18 protein-coding genes are annotated in these 21518 nt (G+C 73.0%); 8 read left to right on the top strand and 10 right to left on the bottom strand.

Annotation, left to right across the window (positions count from 1 at the left end):
- Positions 1-31: 31 nt before the first annotated feature.
- Positions 32-478, bottom strand: coding sequence for a protease inhibitor I42 family protein (locus G7Z13_RS15440; protein WP_165999758.1), 447 nt, complete (start codon positions 476-478; stop codon positions 32-34).
- A 345-nt stretch (positions 479-823) separates the two neighbouring features.
- Between G7Z13_RS15440 and G7Z13_RS15430 the strand changes: the two genes are divergently transcribed.
- Both G7Z13_RS15430 and G7Z13_RS15425 read left to right on the top strand, forming a co-directional pair.
- Positions 824-3769 (top strand): BTAD domain-containing putative transcriptional regulator, encoded by a 2946-nt coding sequence (locus G7Z13_RS15430; RefSeq protein WP_165999756.1) that lies wholly within the window; start codon positions 824-826, stop codon positions 3767-3769.
- A gap of 225 nt (positions 3770-3994) precedes the next feature.
- Positions 3995-4195 (top strand): hypothetical protein, encoded by a 201-nt coding sequence (locus G7Z13_RS15425; RefSeq protein ID WP_165994888.1) that lies wholly within the window; start codon positions 3995-3997, stop codon positions 4193-4195.
- Between the two features lie 88 nt (positions 4196-4283).
- On the opposite strand, the gene G7Z13_RS15420 is transcribed toward G7Z13_RS15425, so the two are convergent.
- From G7Z13_RS15420 to G7Z13_RS15410, 3 genes are all read right to left on the bottom strand, one after another.
- Positions 4284-4835, bottom strand: a complete 552-nt coding sequence (locus G7Z13_RS15420; RefSeq protein ID WP_165999754.1) for a hypothetical protein — start codon at positions 4833-4835, stop codon at positions 4284-4286.
- Positions 4836-5064: 229 nt separating this feature from the next.
- Positions 5065-7491: a PQQ-binding-like beta-propeller repeat protein gene (locus tag G7Z13_RS15415; protein WP_165999752.1), complete on the bottom strand. Its 2427-nt coding sequence runs from the start codon at positions 7489-7491 to the stop codon at positions 5065-5067.
- A gap of 202 nt (positions 7492-7693) precedes the next feature.
- Complete coding sequence (locus G7Z13_RS15410) at positions 7694-8428, bottom strand: VOC family protein (RefSeq protein ID WP_165999750.1); 735 nt, start codon at positions 8426-8428, stop codon at positions 7694-7696.
- Between the two features lie 122 nt (positions 8429-8550).
- Between G7Z13_RS15410 and G7Z13_RS15405 the strand changes: the two genes are divergently transcribed.
- Entirely contained in the window at positions 8551-9192 is a 642-nt protein-coding gene (locus tag G7Z13_RS15405) for a TetR family transcriptional regulator (RefSeq protein WP_165999749.1), read from the top strand.
- A gap of 88 nt (positions 9193-9280) precedes the next feature.
- On the opposite strand, the gene G7Z13_RS15400 is transcribed toward G7Z13_RS15405, so the two are convergent.
- Complete coding sequence (locus G7Z13_RS15400) at positions 9281-9733, bottom strand: Lrp/AsnC family transcriptional regulator (RefSeq protein WP_165999746.1); 453 nt, start codon at positions 9731-9733, stop codon at positions 9281-9283.
- 82 nt (positions 9734-9815) lie between these two features.
- Between G7Z13_RS15400 and G7Z13_RS15395 the strand changes: the two genes are divergently transcribed.
- Both G7Z13_RS15395 and G7Z13_RS15390 read left to right on the top strand, forming a co-directional pair.
- Positions 9816-10442, top strand: a complete 627-nt coding sequence (locus G7Z13_RS15395; RefSeq protein WP_165999744.1) for a LysE family translocator — start codon at positions 9816-9818, stop codon at positions 10440-10442.
- A 28-nt stretch (positions 10443-10470) separates the two neighbouring features.
- Positions 10471-11133 carry a pyridoxal 5'-phosphate synthase gene (locus G7Z13_RS15390; protein WP_165999741.1) on the top strand — a complete coding sequence of 221 codons (663 nt, stop codon included), beginning with the start codon at positions 10471-10473 and terminating at the stop codon, positions 11131-11133.
- 69 nt (positions 11134-11202) lie between these two features.
- Here G7Z13_RS15390 and G7Z13_RS15385 read toward each other — a convergent pair whose 3' ends face one another.
- The 3 genes from G7Z13_RS15385 to G7Z13_RS15375 form a co-directional block, all read right to left on the bottom strand.
- Positions 11203-12771: a sodium:solute symporter family protein gene (locus G7Z13_RS15385; protein WP_165999738.1), complete on the bottom strand. Its 1569-nt coding sequence runs from the start codon at positions 12769-12771 to the stop codon at positions 11203-11205.
- Between the two features lie 195 nt (positions 12772-12966).
- Entirely contained in the window at positions 12967-14778 is a 1812-nt protein-coding gene (locus G7Z13_RS15380; protein ID WP_165999736.1) for an MFS transporter, read from the bottom strand.
- A gap of 230 nt (positions 14779-15008) precedes the next feature.
- A complete protein-coding gene (locus G7Z13_RS15375; RefSeq protein ID WP_165999734.1) occupies positions 15009-17513 on the bottom strand; it encodes a D-alanyl-D-alanine carboxypeptidase in 2505 nt (834 codons plus the stop codon).
- Positions 17514-17729: 216 nt separating this feature from the next.
- Between G7Z13_RS15375 and G7Z13_RS15370 the strand changes: the two genes are divergently transcribed.
- The 3 genes from G7Z13_RS15370 (at position 17730) to G7Z13_RS15360 (ending at position 19976) form a co-directional block, all read left to right on the top strand.
- Entirely contained in the window at positions 17730-18482 is a 753-nt protein-coding gene (locus G7Z13_RS15370) for a GPP34 family phosphoprotein (protein WP_165999732.1), read from the top strand.
- Positions 18483-18745: 263 nt separating this feature from the next.
- Positions 18746-19609: a helix-turn-helix transcriptional regulator gene (locus G7Z13_RS15365; protein ID WP_165999730.1), complete on the top strand. Its 864-nt coding sequence runs from the start codon at positions 18746-18748 to the stop codon at positions 19607-19609.
- Between the two features lie 175 nt (positions 19610-19784).
- Positions 19785-19976 carry a DUF397 domain-containing protein gene (locus tag G7Z13_RS15360; protein WP_165999728.1) on the top strand — a complete coding sequence of 64 codons (192 nt, stop codon included), beginning with the start codon at positions 19785-19787 and terminating at the stop codon, positions 19974-19976.
- Positions 19977-20069: 93 nt separating this feature from the next.
- Here the strand turns inward: G7Z13_RS15360 and G7Z13_RS15355 are convergent, their stop codons facing one another.
- Entirely contained in the window at positions 20070-20918 is an 849-nt protein-coding gene (locus tag G7Z13_RS15355; protein ID WP_206313214.1) for a MerR family transcriptional regulator, read from the bottom strand.
- Between the two features lie 94 nt (positions 20919-21012).
- Positions 21013-21510: a glutathione peroxidase gene (locus G7Z13_RS15350; protein ID WP_165999724.1), complete on the bottom strand. Its 498-nt coding sequence runs from the start codon at positions 21508-21510 to the stop codon at positions 21013-21015.
- Between the last annotated feature and the right edge of the window lie 8 nt (positions 21511-21518).

Below are 21518 nucleotides of genomic sequence, written 5' to 3'. Positions count from 1 at the left end.
TGACGGGCGGAGGGGGCGCAGGGGGCGGGGCTCAGCTCACCGTGACCCGGTAGGTGACCCGCTCCGGCTCGGTCGGCTCGGTTCCGCCCGCGGCCGGGGCGGGGGCGGGTGCGGGGCTCCCGTCGCCCGTGTCGCAGGTGCTGGAGAACGTGCAGTGCAGGAGCACGATCTCGGTGCTGCCCTCGCCGGTCGCCTCGAAGGTGAAGGTGAGGCGGCTGCTCGCGCCCGGAGCCACCTCGCCGCCGGTGTCCCGCGTCGTCTCGCTCTCCCGGCCCCGCAGGCGGACGACCGAGCCGTCCGGCTTCGGGGCGGCGAGGTACCAGTGCGAGCGGGTCGAATGGTTCTGCTCCACGGTGAGGGCGAACCGCTCGCCCACGGACGCCGTGACCGTGGGGTCGTCCGTGGGGTGGTCGGTGGGCTCACCACCGCCCCCGCCGCAGGCGGACAGGAGCAGCAGGGCGGCGCCGGCCGCGGCCACGCCCGCCGCCCCGCCGCGGGAGCACGACCCGTCACGCGTCCATGAGTTCACTGCCGTAAGCCCTGCCCTTGTCGTCGTCGCTGTCGCCGTCGCCGGAGCGGGGCCCTGCTGACGATACGCACCGACCTGACGGGCCCTCACTGCGGCGGTGACGCGAAGGACAGGTGAGGGATGAGTGAACCCGCCACCGCCGGACCGCCGCACGGTCACCCAACCGCCCTGACAGCGGCCCCGAGCCGCCGTGAACGCGCTGTGATCGGCCTCTCGCCCGGCTGACGCATCCGCCATGAACAAGGCAGACTGACAGGGTTGCTCAGGATGGACAGGGGCCTAGGGGGACGGCGGATGGACGGGGTACCGCGAGTGCCGGCGCAGAGGCGTGCGGACCCGGTGGAACCGGCGGCGCTGCGCTTCGGCGTGCTCGGGCCGGTGCGCGCCTGGCGCGGCGACGAACCGCTGAACACCGGCTCGCCCCAGCAACGCGCCCTGCTGGCCGCCCTGTTGCTGCGCGAGGGCCGTACCGCGACGGCCGCCGAGCTGATCGACGCGCTGTGGGGCGAGGAACCGCCCTCGCAGGCCCTCGCGGCGGTCCGCACCTACGCCTCCCGGCTGCGCAAGGCGCTCGGCGCCGGCGTGCTCGTCAGCGAGTCCGGCGGGTACGCCGTCCGCGGCCTGGGCGAGGGCGCGCTGGACCTCGCCACCGCCCAGGAACTGGCGGCCGAGGCGGAGAAGGCCAAGGGGTCCGGAGACCTGTGCCACGCCCGCGCGACGCTGAACCGGGCGCTCGCCCTGTGGGACGGCGAGACGCTGGCCGGAGTGCCGGGGCCGTACGCGGAGGCCCAGCGGGTGCGCCTGGAGGAGTGGCGGCTGCGGCTCCTCGAGTCCCGCCTCGACATGGACCTGGAGCAGGGCTGCCACGCGGAGGCGGTGTCGGAACTCACCGCCCTGACCGCCGCGCACCCGCTGCGGGAACGCCTGCGGGAGCTGCTGATGCTCGCGCTCTACCGGAGCGGACGCCAGGCGGAGGCGCTGGCCGTCTACGCGGACACCAGACGGCTGCTCGCCGACGAACTGGGCGTGGACCCCCGCCCCGGCCTGCGCGAACTCCAGCAGCGCATCCTCCGCGCGGACCCCGGCCTCGCGGAACCGTCCGCCCCGGTCGCCGAGCAGGCGGTCGTCCCCGTCCGCCCGGCGCAACTCCCGGCGACGGTCCCCGACTTCACCGGACGCGCCGCCTTCGTCGCCGAGCTGAGCGAGGTGCTGGCCTCCTCGGAGACCGGGGTGATGGCCGTGTCGGCGCTCGCGGGCATCGGCGGCGTCGGCAAGACGACCCTCGCCGTCCACGTCGCCCACCAGGCCCGCTCCGCCTTCCCCGACGGCCAGTTGTACGTCGACCTGCAGGGCGCCGGCCAGCGCGCGGCCGAACCCGAGACGGTCCTCGGCTCCTTCCTGCGCGCCCTCGGCACGGCCGACTCGGCGATCCCGGACTCCCTGGAGGAGCGGGCGGCGCTGTACCGGTCGGTCCTCGACGGCCGCCGGGTCCTCGTGCTCCTGGACAACGCCAAGGACGCGGCACAGGTACGGCCCCTGCTGCCGGGCACCTCAGGGTGCGCGGCGCTGGTCACGTCGCGGGTGCGGATGGTGGACCTCGCGGGCGCCCACCTGGTCGACCTGGACGTCATGTCCCCCGACGAGGCCCTGGCCCTGTTCACGAGGATCGTCGGCGAGGAGCGGGTCGGCTCCGAGCGCGAGGCCGCCCTGGACGTCGTCGCCGCCTGCGGCTTCCTGCCCCTGGCCATCCGCATCGCCGCCTCCCGCCTGGCCGCCCGCCGCACCTGGACGGTGTCCGTGCTCGCGGCGAAGCTCGCCGACGAACGCCGCCGCCTCGACGAACTCCAGGCCGGCGACCTCGCCGTGAAGGCCACCTTCGAACTCGGCTACGGCCAGCTGGAGCCCGCCCAGGCCCGCGCCTTCCGCCTGCTCGGCCTCGCCGACGGGCCGGACATCTCCCTGCCGGCGGCCGCGGCGGTGCTGGACCTCCCGGTGGAGGAGACGGAGGACCTGCTGGAGTCCCTCGTCGACACCTCCCTGCTGGAATCCGCCGCCCCCGGCCGCTACCGCTTCCACGACCTCGTCCGCCTCTACGCCCGCGCCTGCGCCGAACGCGACGAGGAGCCCCCGAGCGAGCGGGAGGCGGCCCTGTCACGGCTGCTGGACTTCTACCTGGCGACGGCGGCGGGCGTGTACGCGATCGAACGGCCCGGGGACCGGCTGGTGGACCACCTGGAGGCCACCGACTATCCGGGGCTGACCTTCGCGCACCGGCACGAGGCTCAGGACTGGCTGTACGCCGAGGCGGTGTCCCTGCTCGCCTGCGTACGCCAGTCCACCCGCCCCGCGTTCCTGCGGCGCGCGGTCGACGCGCTGTGGGCGTCGGTCGACCTCGCCGAGTCCGGCTCCAACGCCAGGGAGTACGAGGGCGTCGCCTCCGCCCTGCGCGACGCGGCGCAGCGGGCCGGCGACCCGCACGCCCAGGCGCGGGCCCTGATCATGCTGGCCTACGTCCACCACATCACCGGCCGCTTCGACATAGCCGACCAGGCCGCCGAGGCGGCCGCCGGGCTGAGCGCCGGGGACGACCCGCTGACCGGCTGCTGGGCGGCCAACACCCGCGGGGTGATCGCGCTCTACCAGAACCGGTACGAGGACGGCGAGGCCCACCTCACCCGCGCGATCGAGGGCTTCCGCGCCTGCCAGGACCGCCCCGGGGAAGCCAGCGCCCTGTGCAACCTCTCCCGCATCCACCTGGCCACCGGGCGCACCGGCAGCGCCGTGTCCCTGGCCGAGCGGGGCACGCGGATGTACGACGCGATGGGCCACGCCCTCAAGGGGGCCAACGGCCGCTACGCCCTCGGTCTCGCCCTCACCCAGAGCGGCCGGCTGCCGGAGGCCACGGCACGGCTGACGGAGGCCCTGTCCGTGTTCCGGGACAGCCGGCAGCGGCTGTGGGAGGGCATGTCGCTGTTCCGTCTCGCCGAGGTCGACCTCGCGGGCGGACGCGCCGCGCAGGCCGCGGCGAGCGCCGAGATGGCGCTGACCGTCCTGCGGGGCATCGGAGGCGAATGGCGGCGCGGCAACGTCCTCGTCGTGCTCGGCCGGGCCCTGAACGCGGTCGGGCAGCGGGACCGGGGCCAGGTCTGCTGGCGGGAGGCGCTGCACATCTTCGAGACCCTGGGCGCGCCGGAGGCGGACGAGGTCAGGGACCTGCTGACCCCGGCGGCCGTCGCCTGAGCCGCGGTCGGCGCGGCGTACCCGCGGCGGCGTTCATCGTTCGTTTATCGCCGTCCGGCACTCTCGATCGTGTCGAGCCGTCGCCGGGGGGAGGCGAACACAACGGCCGCGCGGCCGGACCTTCAGGGTCTACCGGCCCGACGGGGGCCGGCCCGGCAGTCCGCGGGGGGACTGCCGGGCGGCCCCCGTCCCACGAACGCAGAACACCGCAGGGGAGCCAGTCACATGAGCGAGAACAGCACCGAGAACATCCACGCGACCGGCGAGCCCACCGCCGACACCACCAACGGCAACATCCACGCCACCGGTGAGCCCGTCACCGTGAAGAACATCCACGCCACGAGCGAGCCGCTCAAGGGCCTCGCCGAGGACGGCGCGGGCGACACCACCAACGGCAACATCCACGCCACGGACGAGCCGGTCTGAGGCTGACACACGGGGGGATCGGCCGCGGCGGCGCGGAGGGGGAGCCGTCGCGGCCGACGTGTGTCCGGGGCGCGTGCGCGCCCGCGGGTCACACCGCCGTACGCCGCACGTCGTCCAGCTCGCAGCGGCCGCCGCCGCTGCCGTCGCCGCCGTCCGCCGGGACGTAGGAGGCGGCCACGTCGAGGGTCTCGGTGTCGCCGGGGGCGACGTACGGGATCGTCGTGTCGCTGGTGCGCAGCACCGTGCCCGCGGGGTCCTTGACGGTGACGATGAACTCGTAGGAGTAGGTGAGCGTCGAGCTGGGGTTGGCGGCGCTGACCCGGGCGACGATGCCGCGGCCGGCTTCGTGGACGCAGCTGTCGATGCGCACGTCCCGCGAGGCGTCCGCGGAGGCGTCGCCGCCGCTCGTCTCGCCGCCGGACGTGGCGCCCGTGTCGTAGCCGGAGTCATGGCCCGAGTCGTAGCCGGACCCGGAGTCGTCATCGTCGTAGTGGCCGCTGCCGCCCGACGAGCCGGACGAACCGGAGGAACCCGAGGAGCCGGAGCTGTCGCAGCCGCCGCCGCCGGAGTGGCGGGCGCCGGTCAGCGCGACGACCACGCCGACGAGGACGGCGACCGCGCGGACATGGCGAAGCTTCATGTAAAGACCCCCGTGTGCGGAGACAGCGTCGTGAGAGAGCGACATGCCGTTGGCATGCGCGCGTCAGGCTAGCGCAGCTCGCGTGGCGGTCCCCGCGCACCGGGCGTAGCGTCGGGTGCCGGAGCGGTGCAGGACTCTCCGCCCGCTCACCGCGTGCGACGGCCGCCGTCTGGACCCCCTTCCGTGCCCTTGCGACGGCCGTCCCCGCGTCTCCCGCGGCCCGCGGATCTCACGCGGTCCGAGCGGTGCCCGTGCCCTTCTCGGCGTCCAGCGCGTAGACGCAGCGGTCCTTGCTGCACGCGTACACGATGCCGTCCTTGACCACCGGCGAGCCGGTGATCTCCCCGCCGGTCGCCAGCTTCCAGCGCAGCCGGCCGTCGTCGGCCTTCAGGGTGTACAGCAGGTGGTCCGTGGAGCCGAAGTGGATGCGGCCCTCGGCCACCGCCGGGGCGCCGACGATGTCACCGCCCGCCTGGAAGCGCCACTTCGGGGTGCCGGTGACGGCGTCCAGCGTGTACAGGCCGGTGCCGCTGCCCACGTGGACGTGGCCCGCCGCGACCAGCACCGGCTCGACCGAGGCCCGGGCCTCGGTGGCGATGCGCCAGCGGTCGCGGCCGTCGGTGGCGTCCAGGGCGTAGACCGTGCCGAGGTAGTCGGCGAGGTAGACGCCGCCGCCGGTGACCGCGGGGCCGGGCGCGAAGGCGGGCGGGGAGAGGAACACCGCCGGGGCCTCGAAGTGCCAGCGCACGTGGCCGCTCGCGACGTCCACGGCGAGGACGCGGGTGCCCGCCGAGACGTAGACGTAGCCGTCGGGCGCGGGCGTGACCCGGACCGGCACGCCGCCGCAGGAGGCCGCGTCGCCGATCGGGTAGGACCAGCGCTCGTCGCCGGTGCGGGCGTCGAGGGCGCGCAGCCGGGCGTCCTGCCAGAGGTAGACGGTGCCGTCGTGCAGGGCCGGGCCCGCCTCCGGGGACTCGAAGTCGGTCTGGCAGCCGGTGATCTCCCACAGCTTGCGGCCGTTGACGGCCTCCCACGCCTGGACGCCGCCGCCGCGCGTGCCGGTGACGACGGTGCCGCGCTCGGCCTTGAGGGAGTACACCCAGGCGTCCGTGGACAGCCGCCACAGGTCGGTGCCCTCGCGGGCGTCCAGCGCGAACAGGGTGGGCCCGTCGGAGGCGTGGATCCTGCCGTCCGCGACCGCCATCGACCAGGCGACGTCGCGGGTCTTGAAGCGGCGGCGGCCGGTGGCCACGTCGAGGGCGTGCACCTCGAAGGAGGTGACGTACACGAGGTCGCCGGCCACGGCCGGGGTGCCCCACACGTCGTTCGACATGCGGAACCGCCACGGACGCCAGCCCCTCGCGGCCGGCTCCGGCGGCACGGGGGGCGCCGGCGGCGCGGTCACGGCCGGGTCGGCGCCGCCCACGCCGGGGCGCGGCTTCGACCAGGAGGCGGCGAGACCGGCCTCCGGCGGGGGCGCCTTGACGGCGGCGGCGCGGGCGTCGGCGACGCGCGGTCCGGGCCCGATGGGCACGGCGGCGCCGGCCAGCCGGATCGGCCCGCTGTCGGGCGCGGCGGAAGGGCCGGGGACCGGGGGCGCTCCGACCGGGACGGGCGGGGCGCCGACCGGGGCCGGGACGACCGGGTCGTGCGGCGGCGGGGGCGGTACGGCGGAGCCGCCGCGTCCGGCGCCGCGCCCGCCCGAGTGGCCGCCGTGCCGGCCACCGGAGTGCCCGCCGGACGCGGGCTTGACCGCGGGGCGGCCGCCGCGGCGGGCCTCGATGAGGGCGACGGCCCGCTCGGGCAGCCACGCCGACGCCGTCCCGCTGTCGTCGGAGCCGGAGCCGAACAGATGCGGGGCGAGCTGGGCCTGGAGGTCGGCCGGGGTGGGCCGGGCCGCCGGGTCCATCTGCATACAGGACTCGATCAGCGGGCGCAGCTCGTCGGGCAGGCCGTCGAGGTCCGGGCCCTCGCGCAGCAGCATGAAGACGGTCTCGACCGGGTTGGCGCCGTGGAAGGGCGGGTGGCCGGTGGCGGCGAAGACGAGGGTGGAGCCGAGGGAGAAGACGTCGGAGGCGCCCGTCACACTGCGGGAGTCCTTGGCCTGCTCGGGGGACATGTAGGCGGGGGTGCCGACCGCGACGTTGGTCATCGTCAAACGGGTGTTCGACACGCCGGACGCGATGCCGAAGTCGATCACCCGCGGGCCGTCCTCCACGACCAGCACGTTCGACGGCTTCAGGTCCCGGTGGACCAGTCCGGCGCCGTGGATCGACTGGAGCGCCTCCGCCACGCCCGCCGCCAGCCAGCGCACCGCCTGCGCGGGCAGCGGACCGCAGTCGTTCACTATCTCCTCGAGGGAGGGCGCGGGCACGTACGCGGTGGCCAGCCACGGCACCGCGGCGCGCGGGTCGGCGTCGACCACGGCCGCCGTGTAGAAGCCGGAGACCGCGCGGGCCGCCTCCACCTCACGGGTGAAGCGGACCCGGAACAGCTGGTCCTCGGCCAGCTCGGTGCGGACCGTCTTGATCGCCACGCGCCGGCCGGACGCCGAGCGCGCGAGATAGACCAGCCCCATGCCGCCGGCCCCCAGCCGTCCCAGCACCTCGAACGGCCCGATGCGCCGCGGATCGTGCTGTGTCAGCTGATCCACCACTTGCCTGCCACCTCCCCGTACGAGCCGCGTCACCCACATATGTACGCGACCCCGTGCAGCGTCTCACCACCGCACCGCCGTGGCGGCACGCACCCCGATTCTTCCTGGCCGGGGCGCAGGTTGCGAACCCGGTGAGAAACGGGGTGTCTCACCTGATATCGCCACAAAAACCCTGGTAGGACCGGACCCGGCGTGGCCGGTTTCAGCGCTGGAGCACCGCGAACGACGCCCCCTGGTCGTCCGTGATCACGCCCACCGTGCCGTACGACGTCTCGAACGGGCCCGCCTGCACCCGCCCGCCGAGCCGGGTCACCTCGGCGAGCGCGGCCGCGCAGTCCGCCACCCGGAAGTGCACCAGGAAGTGCGGCGGCATCTCGGCGGGGAAGACGTCGGTGAGCGGGGCGCGGCCGAAGTCGGGCTCGGCGTCCGGGCCGAACAGGGCGTCGTGGAAGAGACCGCCGTAGAAGCCGTTCGCGGCGGCGGTGTCCCGCGCGTACAGCTCCGCCCAGCCGAACGTGCCGGGCTCGTGACGGCGCCCGAAACCCTGGTGGGAGCCCGCCTGCCACAGGCCGAACACGGCGCCCTCGGGATCGGTGGCGAGCGCGGCGACACCCAGCTCGCCGACCGGCACCGGCGCGGTCACCACCTGCCCGCCGGCCGCCAGGATCCGCCGGGCCAGGCCCTCGGCGTCCGGCGTCGCGAAGTACACCGTCCACACGGTGGGCAGCCGCCCGTCCGCCTTCTGTGCGAGCGCGGCGACCGGCCGCCCGTCCAGGCGCGCCCACACGCTCCCGCCGTACGCCTCCTCGAAGGACCACCCGAAGAGCTCGCCGTAGAACCGCCTGCCCGCCGCCACGTCGGCGAGCTGGGCGTCGACCCAGCACGGGACGCCCTCGGTGTATCCCTCTTGGTGAGCAGATGCCCTGTTTTCGGCCATGCAGTCAACGTAGCGGCGCCCCGCGCACCCCGCTCACCAGGCACACAGCCCTCGAAGCCCTCGCGCACCCCATTTGCAGTCGGCCGAATAGCGCTCCCACCCCCCCTCGGTAAGCTGACGGCATGACAGGACAAGTGCGTACCGTCGACGGCCGCGTGGCCGGCCGGCGCGGGCAGGCGACGCGGCAGAAGCTGCTCGACTGCCTCAGCGAGATGCTCAGCTCCTCTCCCTACCGGGACGTCAAGGTCATCGATGTCGCCCGGAAGGCAGGCACTTCGCCCGCGACGTTCTACCAGTACTTCCCGGACGTCGAGGGCGCCGTCCTGGAGATCGCCGAGCAAATGGCGGGCGAGAGCGCCGCGTTGACCGGACTGGTCGAGGGACGCACCTGGGCCGGCAAGGCGGGCTGGCAGACCGCGCAGGAACTCGTGGACGGATTCCTGGAGTTCTGGCGCAAGAACGACGCGATCCTGCGCGTCATCGACCTCGGCGCCGCCGAGGGCGACAAGCGGTTCCACAAGATCCGCACGAAGATCCTCAGCTCGGTCAACACCTCCCTCGCGGAAGCGGTGTCCGAGCTGCAGGCCAAGGGCCGGGTCGACAAGGACGTCAGCGCCGCGGCGATGGCCGGCTCGATCGTCGCGATGCTCGCCGCGGTGGCCGGCCACCAGAAGGGCCTCGCGGGCGTCAAGCAGAACGAACTCAAGCCCGCCCTGGCCCTGTTGGTGCACCTCGGCATCACGGGCAGGAAGCCCGCGAAGTAGCGGGTCGCGCGACGGCGGACCCCCGTCTCCCCCCCCGTCCTGTCATGCGCCCCGGAAGGGGCGCGGGGAGCCACGGACCCGCGCGGCGCTACGCGGGCAGGGGCCGGTCCCGCACCACGTGCTTCATCACCAGCGTGGACGTCAGCCGCTGCACCCCGGGCAGCGTGGCCAGCCGCTCGTCGTACAGCCGCTGGTAGGCGGCCAGATCCGCCGCCACCACCCGCAGCAGATAGTCCGGCTCCCCGAACAGCCGCTGCGCCTCCAGCACCTCCGGCACCTCGGTCAGCGCCCGCTCGAACCCGGCGACCGTCTCCCGGTCCTCCTGCCGCATCGAGACGAAGACCAGCGCCTCGAAGGTCAGCCCCACCGCGGCCGGGTCCACCACGGCCCGGTAGCCGCTGATCGCTCCCGACCGCTCCAGCTCGCGCAGCCGCCGGTGGCACGGCGAGACGCTGAGCCGCACCCGCGCGGCCAGCTCGGTCACGGTCAGCCGCCCGTCCTGCTGCAGCTCGGCAAGGATTTTCCGGTCCACGTCGTCCATGCGGGAAATCCTGCCTCAGTGTGCGGGTCGGCGGAGAAAGAACGGGAACACTTTCGGTGCATTCCCGCCTAATGTCCCCGGTATGGACTCGGCCTCCCTCCTCTCCTTCCTCGCTCTGGACCTCCTGCTGGTCTGCGTACCGGGCGCCGACTGGGCGTACGTGATCTCCGCCGGCCTGCGCGACCGCTCCCCGGTCCCGGCGGTCGCGGGCCTGGTCACCGGCTACGCCCTGCACACGGTCCTCGCGGCGGCGGGCCTCGCGGTGCTGGTCGCCGGATCCCCGGCGCTGCTCACCGCGCTGACGGTGGCGGGCGCGGCGTACCTGGTGTGGCTGGGCTGGGGAGTGCTGCGGCGGCCGGCCGTGCCGGGCGCCGCGGACCCGGCCGGCCCGCCCACCGGCCGGCGCCGAACCTTCCTGCGGGGCGCGACGATCAGCGGCCTCAACCCGAAGGGCCTGCTCCTCTACCTGTCACTGCTGCCGCAGTTCCTCACCCTGGAGGGCCACCACCTGCCGGTGCCCGTGCAGACCACCGCGCTCGGCCTGCTGCACATGGCGTGCTGCGCCGCCGTCTACCTCACGGTCGGCCTGCTGGCCCGCGCCGTCCTCGGCGCCCGCCCGGCCGCCGCCCGCGCGGTCACCCGTACCTCCGGCGCCGCGATGCTGGGCATCGGGGCGTTCCTGCTGCTCCAGCGGCTGGCCACCGTCTGACGCCGGCGGATGCGGCGATACTCGGGCCATGGCACCGGACCTTGACGAACTGCTGCGGTCCCTGCGGGTGTGGGACCTCGACCCCCTGCCCTCCTTCGACCCGGCCACGGCACCCGACGACCCGCTCGACCTGTTCACCACGTGGTTCGCGCAGGCGGTCGCCGCCGGACAGCCCGAGCCGCACACCATGTCCCTGGCCACGGCCGACGAGCAGGGCCTGCCCGACGTCCGCACGGTGATGCTGCACGGCGCCGACGCGGCGCACGGCTGGAGCTTCGCGAGCCACGCCGGCAGCCGCAAGGGCCGCCACCTCGCCGCCCGCCCGTATGCCGCCCTCGGCTTCTACTGGCCGGCGCAGGCCCGCCAGATCCGGGTGCGCGGCCGGGTCACCACCGCCCCGCCCGAGGAGGCCCAGGCCGATCTGCACGCCCGCTCCACCGGCGCCCTCGCCGCCGCCCTGACCGGCAGGCAGAGCGAACCCCTCGACTCCCTGGACGAGTTGGCGCGGGCCTCCGACGCGGCCTGGGCCCGCGCCGAGCGCGCCCCGCACACCCCGGCCCCGACCTGGACCCTCTACCGCCTGCGCCCCGAGGAGGCCGAGTTCTTCCAGGGGGACGCCCGGCGACGGCACGTACGGCTGGTGTACCGCCGCGACGGCGACCGCTGGACACGCACCCTGCTGTGGCCGTGACACGGACGACCGCCCGGGCGGCCGTGTCACGGGCGGTCGTGACCCCAGGCGCGGTGGCCCGGGGCCGGGTCAGTCCTTGACCGGGACGCCCGGGGTGCCGTCCTGCTGGGCCGGGACCGGCGCCGCCGTGCCGGTGCCGTCGTCGTCCGTGTTGATGCGTTCGATGACGGCCAGGCGCTCCGGGGTGTCCTCCGGCTTGAGGTAGCCGATGAGGATGTAGAGGACGAGGGAGACGGCGAGCGGGATCGAGACCTGGTACTGGAGCGGGACGCCGCCGTCGAGGTTCCAGTGGATGGGGTAGTTGACCAGCCAGAAGGCGAACAGGCCGGTCGCCCAGCTGGTGAGGGCCGCCGTCGGGCCGGAGCGGCGGAAGGGGCGGAGCAGGCCGAGCATCATCGGGATGGCCATGGGGCCCATCAGCCCGGCGACCCACTTGATGACGACGGTGATGATGTCGCCGAACGTGGGGGAGTTGACCTGGGTGGCCGCCGCCATCGACAGGCCGAGGAAGACGACCGTGGTGACGCGGGCGACCCGCAGGCCCTGCCCCTCGCTCCAGGCCCGCGCCCGGCGCCAGACGACCGGCGCGCAGTCCCGGGTGAAGACGGCGGCGATGGCGTTGGCGTCCGAGGAGCACATGGCCATCGTGTGGGAGAAGAAGCCGACGATGACCAGGCCCAGCAGGCCGTGCGGGAGGAGCTGTTCGGTCATCAGGCCGTAGGAGTCGGAGCCGTCGGACTTCTGGGACTCCACCAGCAGCGGGGACATCCACATCGGGAAGAACAGGACCAGCGGCCACACCAGCCACAGCACCGCCGACAGCCGCGCCGAGCGCTCGGCCTCGTAGGCGCTGGAGGTGGCCATGTAGCGCTGGGCCTGGTTGAGCATGCCGCCGTTGTACTCGAACAGCTTGATGAAGAGGAACGCGAGCAGGAACACCGTGCCGTAGGGGCCGACCAACGGCTCGCCGTGGCCCTGGAGTTCGGGCTCGTCCCAGGCGCCGAGGAAGCCGATGCCCTTGTCGTTCAGCTCCATGATCACCGCGACGAACATCGCGATGCCGGCGAGGAACTGGATGACGAACTGGCCCAGTTCCGTGAGCGCGTCGGCCCACAGGCCGCCGATCGTGCAGTAGACGGCGGTGATGCTGCCGGTGATGAGGATGCCCTGGTTCAGGGACACACCCGTGAACACCGACAGCAGGGTGGCGATCGCCGCCCACTTCGCGCCCACGTCCACGATCTTCAGCAGCATCCCCGACCAGGCCAGCGCCTGCTGGGTCTTCAGGTCGTAGCGGTTCTTCAGGTACTCCAGCGGGGAGGCCACGTGGAGGCGGGAGCGGAGCCGGTTGATCCGCGGGGCGAACAGCTTGGAGCCGATGGCGATGCCCAGGGCGATCGGGAAGGACCAGGTGACGAAGGAGGTGACGCCGTAGGTGTAGGCGATGCCCGCGTACCCCGTGAACATCACCGCGCTGTAGCCCGACATGTGGTGCGAGATGCCGGAGAGCCACCAGGGCATCTTGCCGCCGGCGGTGAAGAAGTCACTGACGTTGTCCACGCGCTTGTGCGACCAGATGCCGATGGCCACCATCACGCCGAAGTAGCCGATGAGCACGGCCCAGTCGAGACTGTTCATGTGCCACCCTTTCAGGGTCCGCTCAGGGTCCGCCTTGTGAACGGCCCGCTCATCGTGAGTGCGGTCACATGGGCACGACAAGCAAGCGGAAGGTCAAGGGATGGCAAAATCGTTCTGCCAGGTGACTTCTGTTCACGGACCTGAACGAGTCCGGGTGGTCTCCGAGGAGGGCGGAAAGGGCCTTGGATCAGGGCCTCAGCGCAGCTCCTTTGGGCACGGCGTCCCGCGCGGCCAGTCGTAGGGGGAGGCGAGCCGGTAGGTGCCCGCGCGGGGCGCGAGAAGCAGCGTCCACGTGTCGCCCTCCTCGTCCTCCTCCGTCTCCATCAGACAGCCGTTGACGTTCTCGTACGTCTTCGGCTCGCCCTCGGGGCGGCTCCGGGACTCCTCCGTCTCCCGCGGGCCCTCCACCCCCTTGCCCTCGGCGTCGACCAGCTGGAGCCAGGGGGAGTACGGCACCCGGATCAGGATCCGGCCGGGCCGGCCGACCCGCAGCGTCATCTCGCCCTGCTCGGCGCGCTCCACGGTGGCGGGCGGGTCGGCGAGCGGAGTGGGGTCCTTCACCCGGAACAGCTGCCAGTTGGCGTCGCCCCAGATCTGCTCCAGGTACGGCAGACCGCGCTGCACCAGCTCCCGTTCGCGCTGGCCGCCGTCCCCGTCCGGCTCGTCCTTCGGCAGGACCACGAAGTGGACCGCCCAGCGCTTGAGCCACAGGTGATAGTTGGCCGAGTTCAGGGTGTCGTCGTAGAAGAGCGGGTTGCGCTCCATGTCGGCCTGGCGGTTCCAGCCGCGGGCCAGGTTCACGTACGGGGCGAGCGCCGAGGCCTCCCGGTGCGAGGCGGCCGGGACCACCTCCACCCGGCCCTTGCCGGCGCCGACCTGCTGCAACTCGTTCACCAGCGGCGCCAGCTCCCGGGCCCACGAGGCGCGCGGGGTGGTGTGCACCACGTCGTCGACCGACTTGAAGCCGATCCAGCCGACGAAACCGGCGAACGACACCACCAGCGCGTACCACTTGCGCGAGCGCGGCACCGTGAACGGCAGCGCCGCCACCAGCACCACCCCCGCGAACAGCATCGCCAGCCGCGTGATGTTCGAGCCGATCTGCGAGCTGATGAGCCAGACGAGCAGGACGGCCAGGAAGTACACCGCCGAGGTGATCCGGACGGTGACCCACTCGCGCGGCACGAGCAGGAGGACCAGCAGCGCGTACAGCATCGGCAGCACGGCCGAGCCGAACCCCATCGGCTGGGTGCCGGAGAACGGGAACGCCCACGCGGACACCGCGACGACCACACTCGGGCCGAGCCCCAGCGCCCAGGCGCCCGGCCGCCGCTTCTGCAGGAACAGCGCCACCGCGACCAGCCCGACGAACAGGCCCGCGACCGGTGACGACATGGTGGCCAGCGCCGCCAGCGGGGCCGCGCACAGCGCCTTCGCCCAGCGCTTGTGACGCCAGCGGTACGGCCAGCAGAACACCGCCGCCACCGCCGCGAGGGCGAACAGCGTGCCCAGACCGAAGGTCACCCGGCCCGAGGCCGCGTTGCCGAGCAGGCCGAACACGCCCGCCAGCGCGGGCCACAGCGGTGCGCGCACGGCCCGGCTGCGGACCAGGATCATCGTCAGCAGACCCGCCGACAGCGTCCCGGCGATCATCATCGTGGTCCGCACGCCGAGCACCGACATCAGATACGGCGACACCACGCTGTACGACACCGGGTGCATCCCGCCGTACCAGGCCAGGTTGTACGCCGAGTCGGGGTGCCGGCCGACGAACTCCGCCCAGGCGTCCTGCGCCGCGAGGTCCCCGCCGCTGTTCGCGAACGTGAAGAACCACACGATGTGCAGTACGCCGGCCACGGCGGTGACGAGGAGCGCGGGGTGGCGGGCCACGCGGTCGCGCGGGGTCCGCCGCGAGGGGTCCGGCGGGGAGCCGGGCACGCGTATTCGCGGACCGTCCCCCGGGACCGGACCGGTGTCGTCGGTGCGTGTCGGCTCCGCAGTGGCCACCTGTTGGCACTCCCCGTGTGCGTCTCGTACGTTCCCCGGCCGCGTGGTCCGTGCTCTCCGACCGTTCCCCGGCCGTTGCCGGCAGGGCCCCGGGAGTTTCCGTCCGCGTCTCGCACGCGGGCGGCCTGTCCCGATTCGCGACGCTAGCACGCACCCCGCCGGCGGGCCTGCGGGCCCTGCTCGACGGGGTGCGTGCGGTGCGGTGCGGGGCTCGGGCCCCGGGTGCGGCGTCAGGCGATCCGCGTCACCTTCGCCGTGAAGCCGGGCTCCACCAGGTCCCGCTCCAGCGCGACCGGCACCTTCACCGCCCCGGCGACGGCCCCGTCGCCCACGGTCAGCGTGCCGACCTTCGTCCCGGCCTTCGCCGTGTGCGGCAGCTCGTCGGCGGCGAAGGACAGCTTCACCTCCAGGCCCGGCCAGCCGACGGCGGTGACGTCCTCCGTGGCGACCACCGGGGTACGGCCGCCGAGACCGTCGTCCACATACCCGACGACGTCGCCCTTCTTCAGGATCGTCGCCGACTCCAGGGCGCCCTGCGCGGCGCGGATCAGCAGGTCGCTCTGGTGCAGCGCGGCACCGAGGATGGTGTTGTCCGCGCCGCCCGCCGGCTGGCGCACCACGGCGCCCACGATGGTGTGGGTCTCGCCGCCGATCTCCTTCTTCGCGGCGAACACCAGGTTGCCGAGGGCGGAGGTGGTGGTGCCGGTCTTGATGCCGACGACGCCGTTGCTGCCGACCAGCTGGTTCCAGTTCGGGTGGTTCACGCCCTTGTAGTCGTCGTACGACATCATCGCGGCGACCTCGCGGAACGCGGGCTGGGTCATCGCGGCCTTGGCGAGCTTCACCTGGTCCACGGCCGTGGAGACCGTGGTGTCGTTCAGGCCCGAGGGGTCGGTGTACGTCGTGTTGGTCATCCCGAGGTCCTTCGCGGCGGCGTTCATCTTCGCCACGAACGCCTTCTCGGACCCCGCGTCCCAACGGGCCAGCAACCGGGCCACGTTGTTCGCGGACGCGATGAGGATGCCCTCGATCGCCTCGCGTTCGGAGATCTGGTCGCCCGCGTAGACGTTGACCGTCGACTCCTGGCCGGCCTGGGACTGGTCCTCGGCCACCTGGTCGATCTTGATCATCGGGCCCTCCTCGCCGCTCTTGAGCGGGTGGTCCCGGAGGATGACGTACGCCGTCATCACCTTGGCGACGCTCGCGATCGGCACCGGCTTCTGCTCGCCGGACGAGCCGAACGTGCCGATGCCCTGCACGCCGAGCGCGGCCTGGCCGTTCTCCGGCCACGGGATGTCGATCGTCGAGCCGTCGAAGGTGTAGCTGTCCTGGGCGGTCAGCTGGAGCGTGGGCGCCGGCAGCGGGCGGAACGACTGGACGACCGCGAACACGATCACCAGCAGCAGCACCAGCGGCGTCCAGATCTTCACCCGGCGCACGGCGGTGCGCAGCGGGGTCTGCGGGGGCGGCGGCGTGTTCGTCAGCTCCGCCAGCAGGTCCAGCGGCGGCTTCGGCGGCAACGGCTGCTGCGTGGTCCGCTCCGGGCCGATCTGCGGCACGGCGGCGGTGACGTCGGCGGGCGCGGGCGCCTCGGTCCGCTCGGCGGGCGTCGCGGGCTTCGCGGGCGCGGCCGGGCGGGGCTTGCGGTCCGCCGGGTCGTCCAGCGGCTTCAGCGCGACGAACTTGCCGGTCCGCTCGGCGTCCTTCGCGGAGTCGTCTTCGGCGTCCTTCGTCGCCGCGCCCTTCGCGGAATCCTTGTCGGCGTCCTTGGCCGGGGCCTTCGCGGCTTCCTTCTCGGGCTTCTGCCCCTTCCCGGACTCCTCGGCGGTCCCCTTCGCCTTGCCGGACTCCGCGGCCGGCTTCACCTTGGCGGCGCCGCCCAGCTTCAGCATGGTGGTGGGCTGGTCGACCGCGGGCTTCGGCGGCCGTACGGCCTTGAAGACGGTGGTGGGCTGGTCGACGGGCGACGCGTCGGCGTCGTCCTCGGCCTTCTCGGCGGCCTCGGGGGTTCCCTCGGCGGAGCCCTTCGCGTCCTCCGGGCCGTCCTCGGCGTCCTCGGCGTCCTCGGCGTCCTCGGCGTCCTCGGCGCCCGAGTCACCCTCGGAGTCGCCTTCGGCGCCGGCCTCGGTGTTTCGGCCGCCGTTGTCGCCCTCGGCGGTTGCCGCCGCCGTCGCGCCCTTCCCGAAGTCCCTCTCGCCCTCGTCGGCCGCGTCGCGCGGCTCGTCGGAGTCCTCCTCGGCCGCCGCCTCGGACTCGTCCCCGGCCACCACGGCCTCGTCGACGTCGTCGCGCTCCTCGGCCTTGTCGGCCTTCTCGGACTCCTCGGCCTTCTCGGATCCCTCGGCCTTCTCGGGCCCCTTCGCGGACGCGGCGTCACCCTCCTTCGGGGACGCGGCCTTGTCGGACGGGGCCTCGTCCGCGGAGCGGACCCATGCCGCCACCGCGGCGTCCAGGTCCTCGTCGCCCTTGCCGCCGGTGTCCTCGCCGCCGTCCTCGGCGGCGCCGTCCGCGCCGTCCGTGCCCTCCGCGCCGTCCTCGCGCGCCTTCGCGAGGTCCTTCGTGGAGAGGACCCGCGTCGCCGTGTCGACGCTCGTACGGGCCACGGAGAGGCGGGGATCGGCCGCCTCGCTCCGGGCCTCGGGAACCGGACCCGCGCTCCCCGACGTCGGTTCTGCCGACGACTCGCGCTGCTTCGACCTGTCGGGGGACTCGCCCGCCACCGATGCCTCCTCCATGCCGCACGTTCCCGTGCGCTACCGAACCGAACCGCCGCCCGGACACCTCGGTTCCACGACTGTCCGAACCATGTACCAGTGTCCTGTGTGCGGGCTAAACCCAAGCGGTAGACGAGAACGACATACCTACCGGTTCCCTTACGAACCGGTCACGCACCCTCGACAGACCAATGTGAGAGGGGTCACCCTGTCATTCATCCACGCGGGGAGGCATGGATGGGCAGGAGCCGCAGAACACTTCCGGAGGAGCTTCTGCTGCTGGCGTTGGACCCGACGACGGGTACCACCGCACAGCCGCAGTCGCTCGACCTGGGTCTGGCCGGAGCACAGCTAGTGGAGCTGGCGCTGGCCGGACGGATAGCCCCAGACGGGGATCGTATCGCCGTGGTGGTCCCACGGCCGACAGGAGATCCGACACTGGACTGCGCGTTGGAGTTGCTGCGAAGGCGTGGCGCTCCGGTACGGGCCGTCCACTGGATCGGCGGGCCGCGTCTCGGGCTCCGCCAGACGTACCTCTCGCATCTGGAACGATGCGGCATGGTGCATGCCGTCGAGGGCCAGATGTGCGGGGTGTTGCCGACGACGCGCTACCAGGCGACGGACAACGCCATCAGCCGGGAGATCAAGGCCCGGCTGGATTCCGCGATCCGCACCGGCGTTCCGCCGGACCCGCGGACCGCGGCGCTCGCCGCCCTGGCGCACGCGGTCGGCCTCGGCAAGCACCTGTACCCGGGGAACGAGGGACGCTCGTCCCGCTCCCGGCTGCGGGACCTGATCAGGCACGACCCCATGGGCGGCCTCGTGGCGCACGCCGTGATGGACGTCCAGAACGGCGTGGGGGCGCAGCCGCGCCGCGCCGCGGCGGGTTCGGCGGGCCGGCCGCCCGCCGGCGCCAGGACGGCGGAACCCGCTCGGGGGGTTCCCGCCCAGCCGCGCCGTGCCGGCATGGCGCGCGCCGTGGCCCACTAGCCACGGGCCCACGGCGGTACGGCAGTACGGCAGTACGGCGAGACACAAGCCCGGTTCGGGAGCCGCGCGAGCCGCGCGGGGTGACGGAACGCGTCGTTCGGACGACGGACGCGTCCGCCGCCCCGCGCGGACGCATGTCCGTGTGTGCGGACATGGCGTGTACCCGCCGCATATCCGCGGTTTCCCAGCGGTAAGCCGCGCCTTGGTGGCAGTCTGCTCAACAGCAGATACGCAAAGTTGCAGCAGCCGGAGGTGCACGTCCCGTGGCGTCCAATGTCAATCCCACCGTCAGGCGGCGCCGGCTGGGCCAGGAGCTGCGCAGGCTCCGTGAGCTCAAGGGTATGACGGCCGAGGAGGTGGCGGAGCGGCTGCTGGTGTCGCAGTCGAAGATCAGCCGCCTGGAGAACGGCCGTCGCAGCATCAGCCAGCGCGATGTGCGCGACCTGTGCGGGGTCTACGAGGTGGAGGACCACCGCATCGTCGATTCGCTGATGCAGATGGCCAAGGACTCGCGCCAGCAGGGCTGGTGGCACTCCTTCGGCGACATCCCGTACAGCGTCTACATCGGCCTGGAGACCGACGCGGCCAGTCTGCGCGTGTACGACCCGCAGGTGGTGCCCGGCCTGTTGCAGACCCGGCAGTACGCGGAGGCCCTGATCACCGGCGCGCTGCCGGAGGCGACGCCGGCCGACATCGACAAACGGGTGCAGGTCAGACTGCGCCGGCAGGAACGTATTGCCGCCGAGGAGAACCCGCTGCGGCTGTGGGCGGTGCTCGACGAGGCGGCGGTGCGCCGCGAGGTGGGCAGTAAACAGGTGATGATCGAGCAGCTGGAGTACCTGCTCGAGATGTCGCAACTGCCGCACGTCACGGTCCAGTTGATTCCGTTCGAGATGGGCGCGCACCCCGGTGTGAGCGGGCAGTACGCGATTCTGGAGTTCCCGGACGCCGCCGATTCGAGCGTGGTCTACATCGAGGGCGTCACCAGCGACCTCTATCTGGAAAAGGCGCAGGATGTCCAGAAATACGCTGTCATGTACGAGCACCTGCGGGCACAGGCCCTGAATGCCGACCAAACCCGGGAATTCATCTCGGAAGTGGTGAAGGACTACGCGGGTCGCAGGTGAGGCGCCGCAAAGTACACCGTCGGCCCGACCGGATGGAAGACCGAATGGAATATGCCATCCGGTCGAGTGAATAGTCGCTCCGGAGATCCGAGTTGGCGAGTAGCGTCGATCACGCCATCACACCACCGATGTTGGCGCAAACGCACAACTCAGCAACTGGCTTACTGGAGCGAAAATGGCGATCAAGCAGGGCGCGACGGACACGTGGATCAAGTCCTCGTACTCCCAGGGCAACGGCGCGTGCGTCGAAATCAAGTCCCCGGTTCCGTCGGCCATGGCCGTCCGGGACTCCAAGGTGCATCAGGGTCCCGTGCTGGCCTTCCCCGCCGACGCGTGGAACGTCTTCGTGGCCTCGGTCAAGGCGTAACACCGGCACCACCCGCGCACCACGCGCACCGTGCGCAGAGCCCTCTCGACGAGCCCGCCGTCCTTGCCGAGGGGGCTCGGCTCTTGTCCGCGGTCAGCGCACCGGGAACGCCACGTCGCACACGGGGTCGCCGGGGCCCGCCGCGTCCCAGTCCGCGAAGTACACCTCGCGGCAGGCGCCGGCCGGTTCCAGCCCCCGCTCCCGGATCCACTCCTCCACCGCCTCGAAGGCGGCCAGGATCTGCGGATGGGCCACCTGCGCCTTGCGGATCCGGGTGAAGGCGAGGCGCATGGCCGGTTCCACCCGCACCCGGGTGTGCCAGGCGCGTCCGCGCGCCTCGGCCCAGGCACGGGCCGCCGCCTCGTCGGCCACCGGCACACAGGCCTCGGCGGGGCCGTCGCTCTCCATGGACACCTCGGAGTGGTAGACGACGTAGGGCGCGCCGGCCGGGCCGCCGCACTGCCGGGCCGCCTCCTCCAGCCGCCCCAGCGACGCGCCGATCCAGGCGGGCAGTTCGTCCGCCAGCACATGCCGCGTCTCGGTGATCACCACCCGCGCCGGCATCTCGACCGTCTCGACCGTGAACGTCTCGCGCATCTCGGAAGTCCCTCCCGACAGCCGTCCACGAAGGTACGCGGCGAGCGTCCGCTGCCCCGCCAGCCGGGCCTCGACGTCCGCCCAGTAGGCGGCGAGCAGCCCGGCCGCCCGCTCCCCGTCCGCGGCGACCACCTCGGCGATCCGCGCCAGCGGCATGTCCAGCTGCCGCAGCAGGGCCACCAGCCGCGCCTGTTCGATCTGCGCGACGCGGTAGTAGCGGTAGCCGCTGGCCGGGTCGACCCGGGCCGGGGTGAGCAGGCCGAGCCGGTCGTACCGCCGCAGGGCCTTGGCCGACCGGCGGGCCCGGGCGGCGAACGTCCCGATGGTGAGCAGTTCCTCGTCCATCCGCGCATCCTCCGTCACCGGGCGGTCCTCGGCGCCCGGCGGGAAGGAGACTCGGGCCTGCCCCGGGGGCAAGGTCAAGGCAGGCCGTTCCGGCTCAGCCGAGCTGCGCCTCGATGGCGGCGACGACCTCCGCCGACTCCGGCTCGGTCTGCGGGGAGAACCGGGCGACGACGGTGCCGTCCCGGCCGATCAGGAACTTCTCGAAGTTCCAGCGGATGTCCCCGCTGTGCCCCTCGGCGTCGGCGAAACCGGTCAGCCGCTCGTACAGCGGGTGCCGGCCCGCGCCGTTCACCTCGACCTTCTCGGTCATCGGAAAGGTCACGCCGTACGTCGCCGAGCAGAACTCGGCGATCTCCGCGGCACTGCCCGGCTCCTGGCCGAGGAACTGGTTGCAGGGCACGCCGAGCACGGTGAACCCGCGGGCGGCGTACCGCTCCTGGAGCCGCTCCAGACCGGCGTACTGGGGGGTCAGGCCGCACTTGGAGGCCACGTTCACGACGAGCACGACCTGCCCGGCGTACTGCTTCAGATCGGCGGGACCGCCCTGGAGGGCGTCGATGGCGACGTCGAGGGGGGATGCGTTGGTGGTCATGGCCGGAT

The sequence above is a fragment of the Streptomyces sp. JB150 genome (assembly GCF_011193355.1).
Taxonomy (GTDB): Bacteria; Actinomycetota; Actinomycetes; order Streptomycetales; family Streptomycetaceae; genus Streptomyces.
Note: the sequence above shows the minus strand (reverse complement) of the source record. Positions and strands in the feature narration are given on the sequence as shown.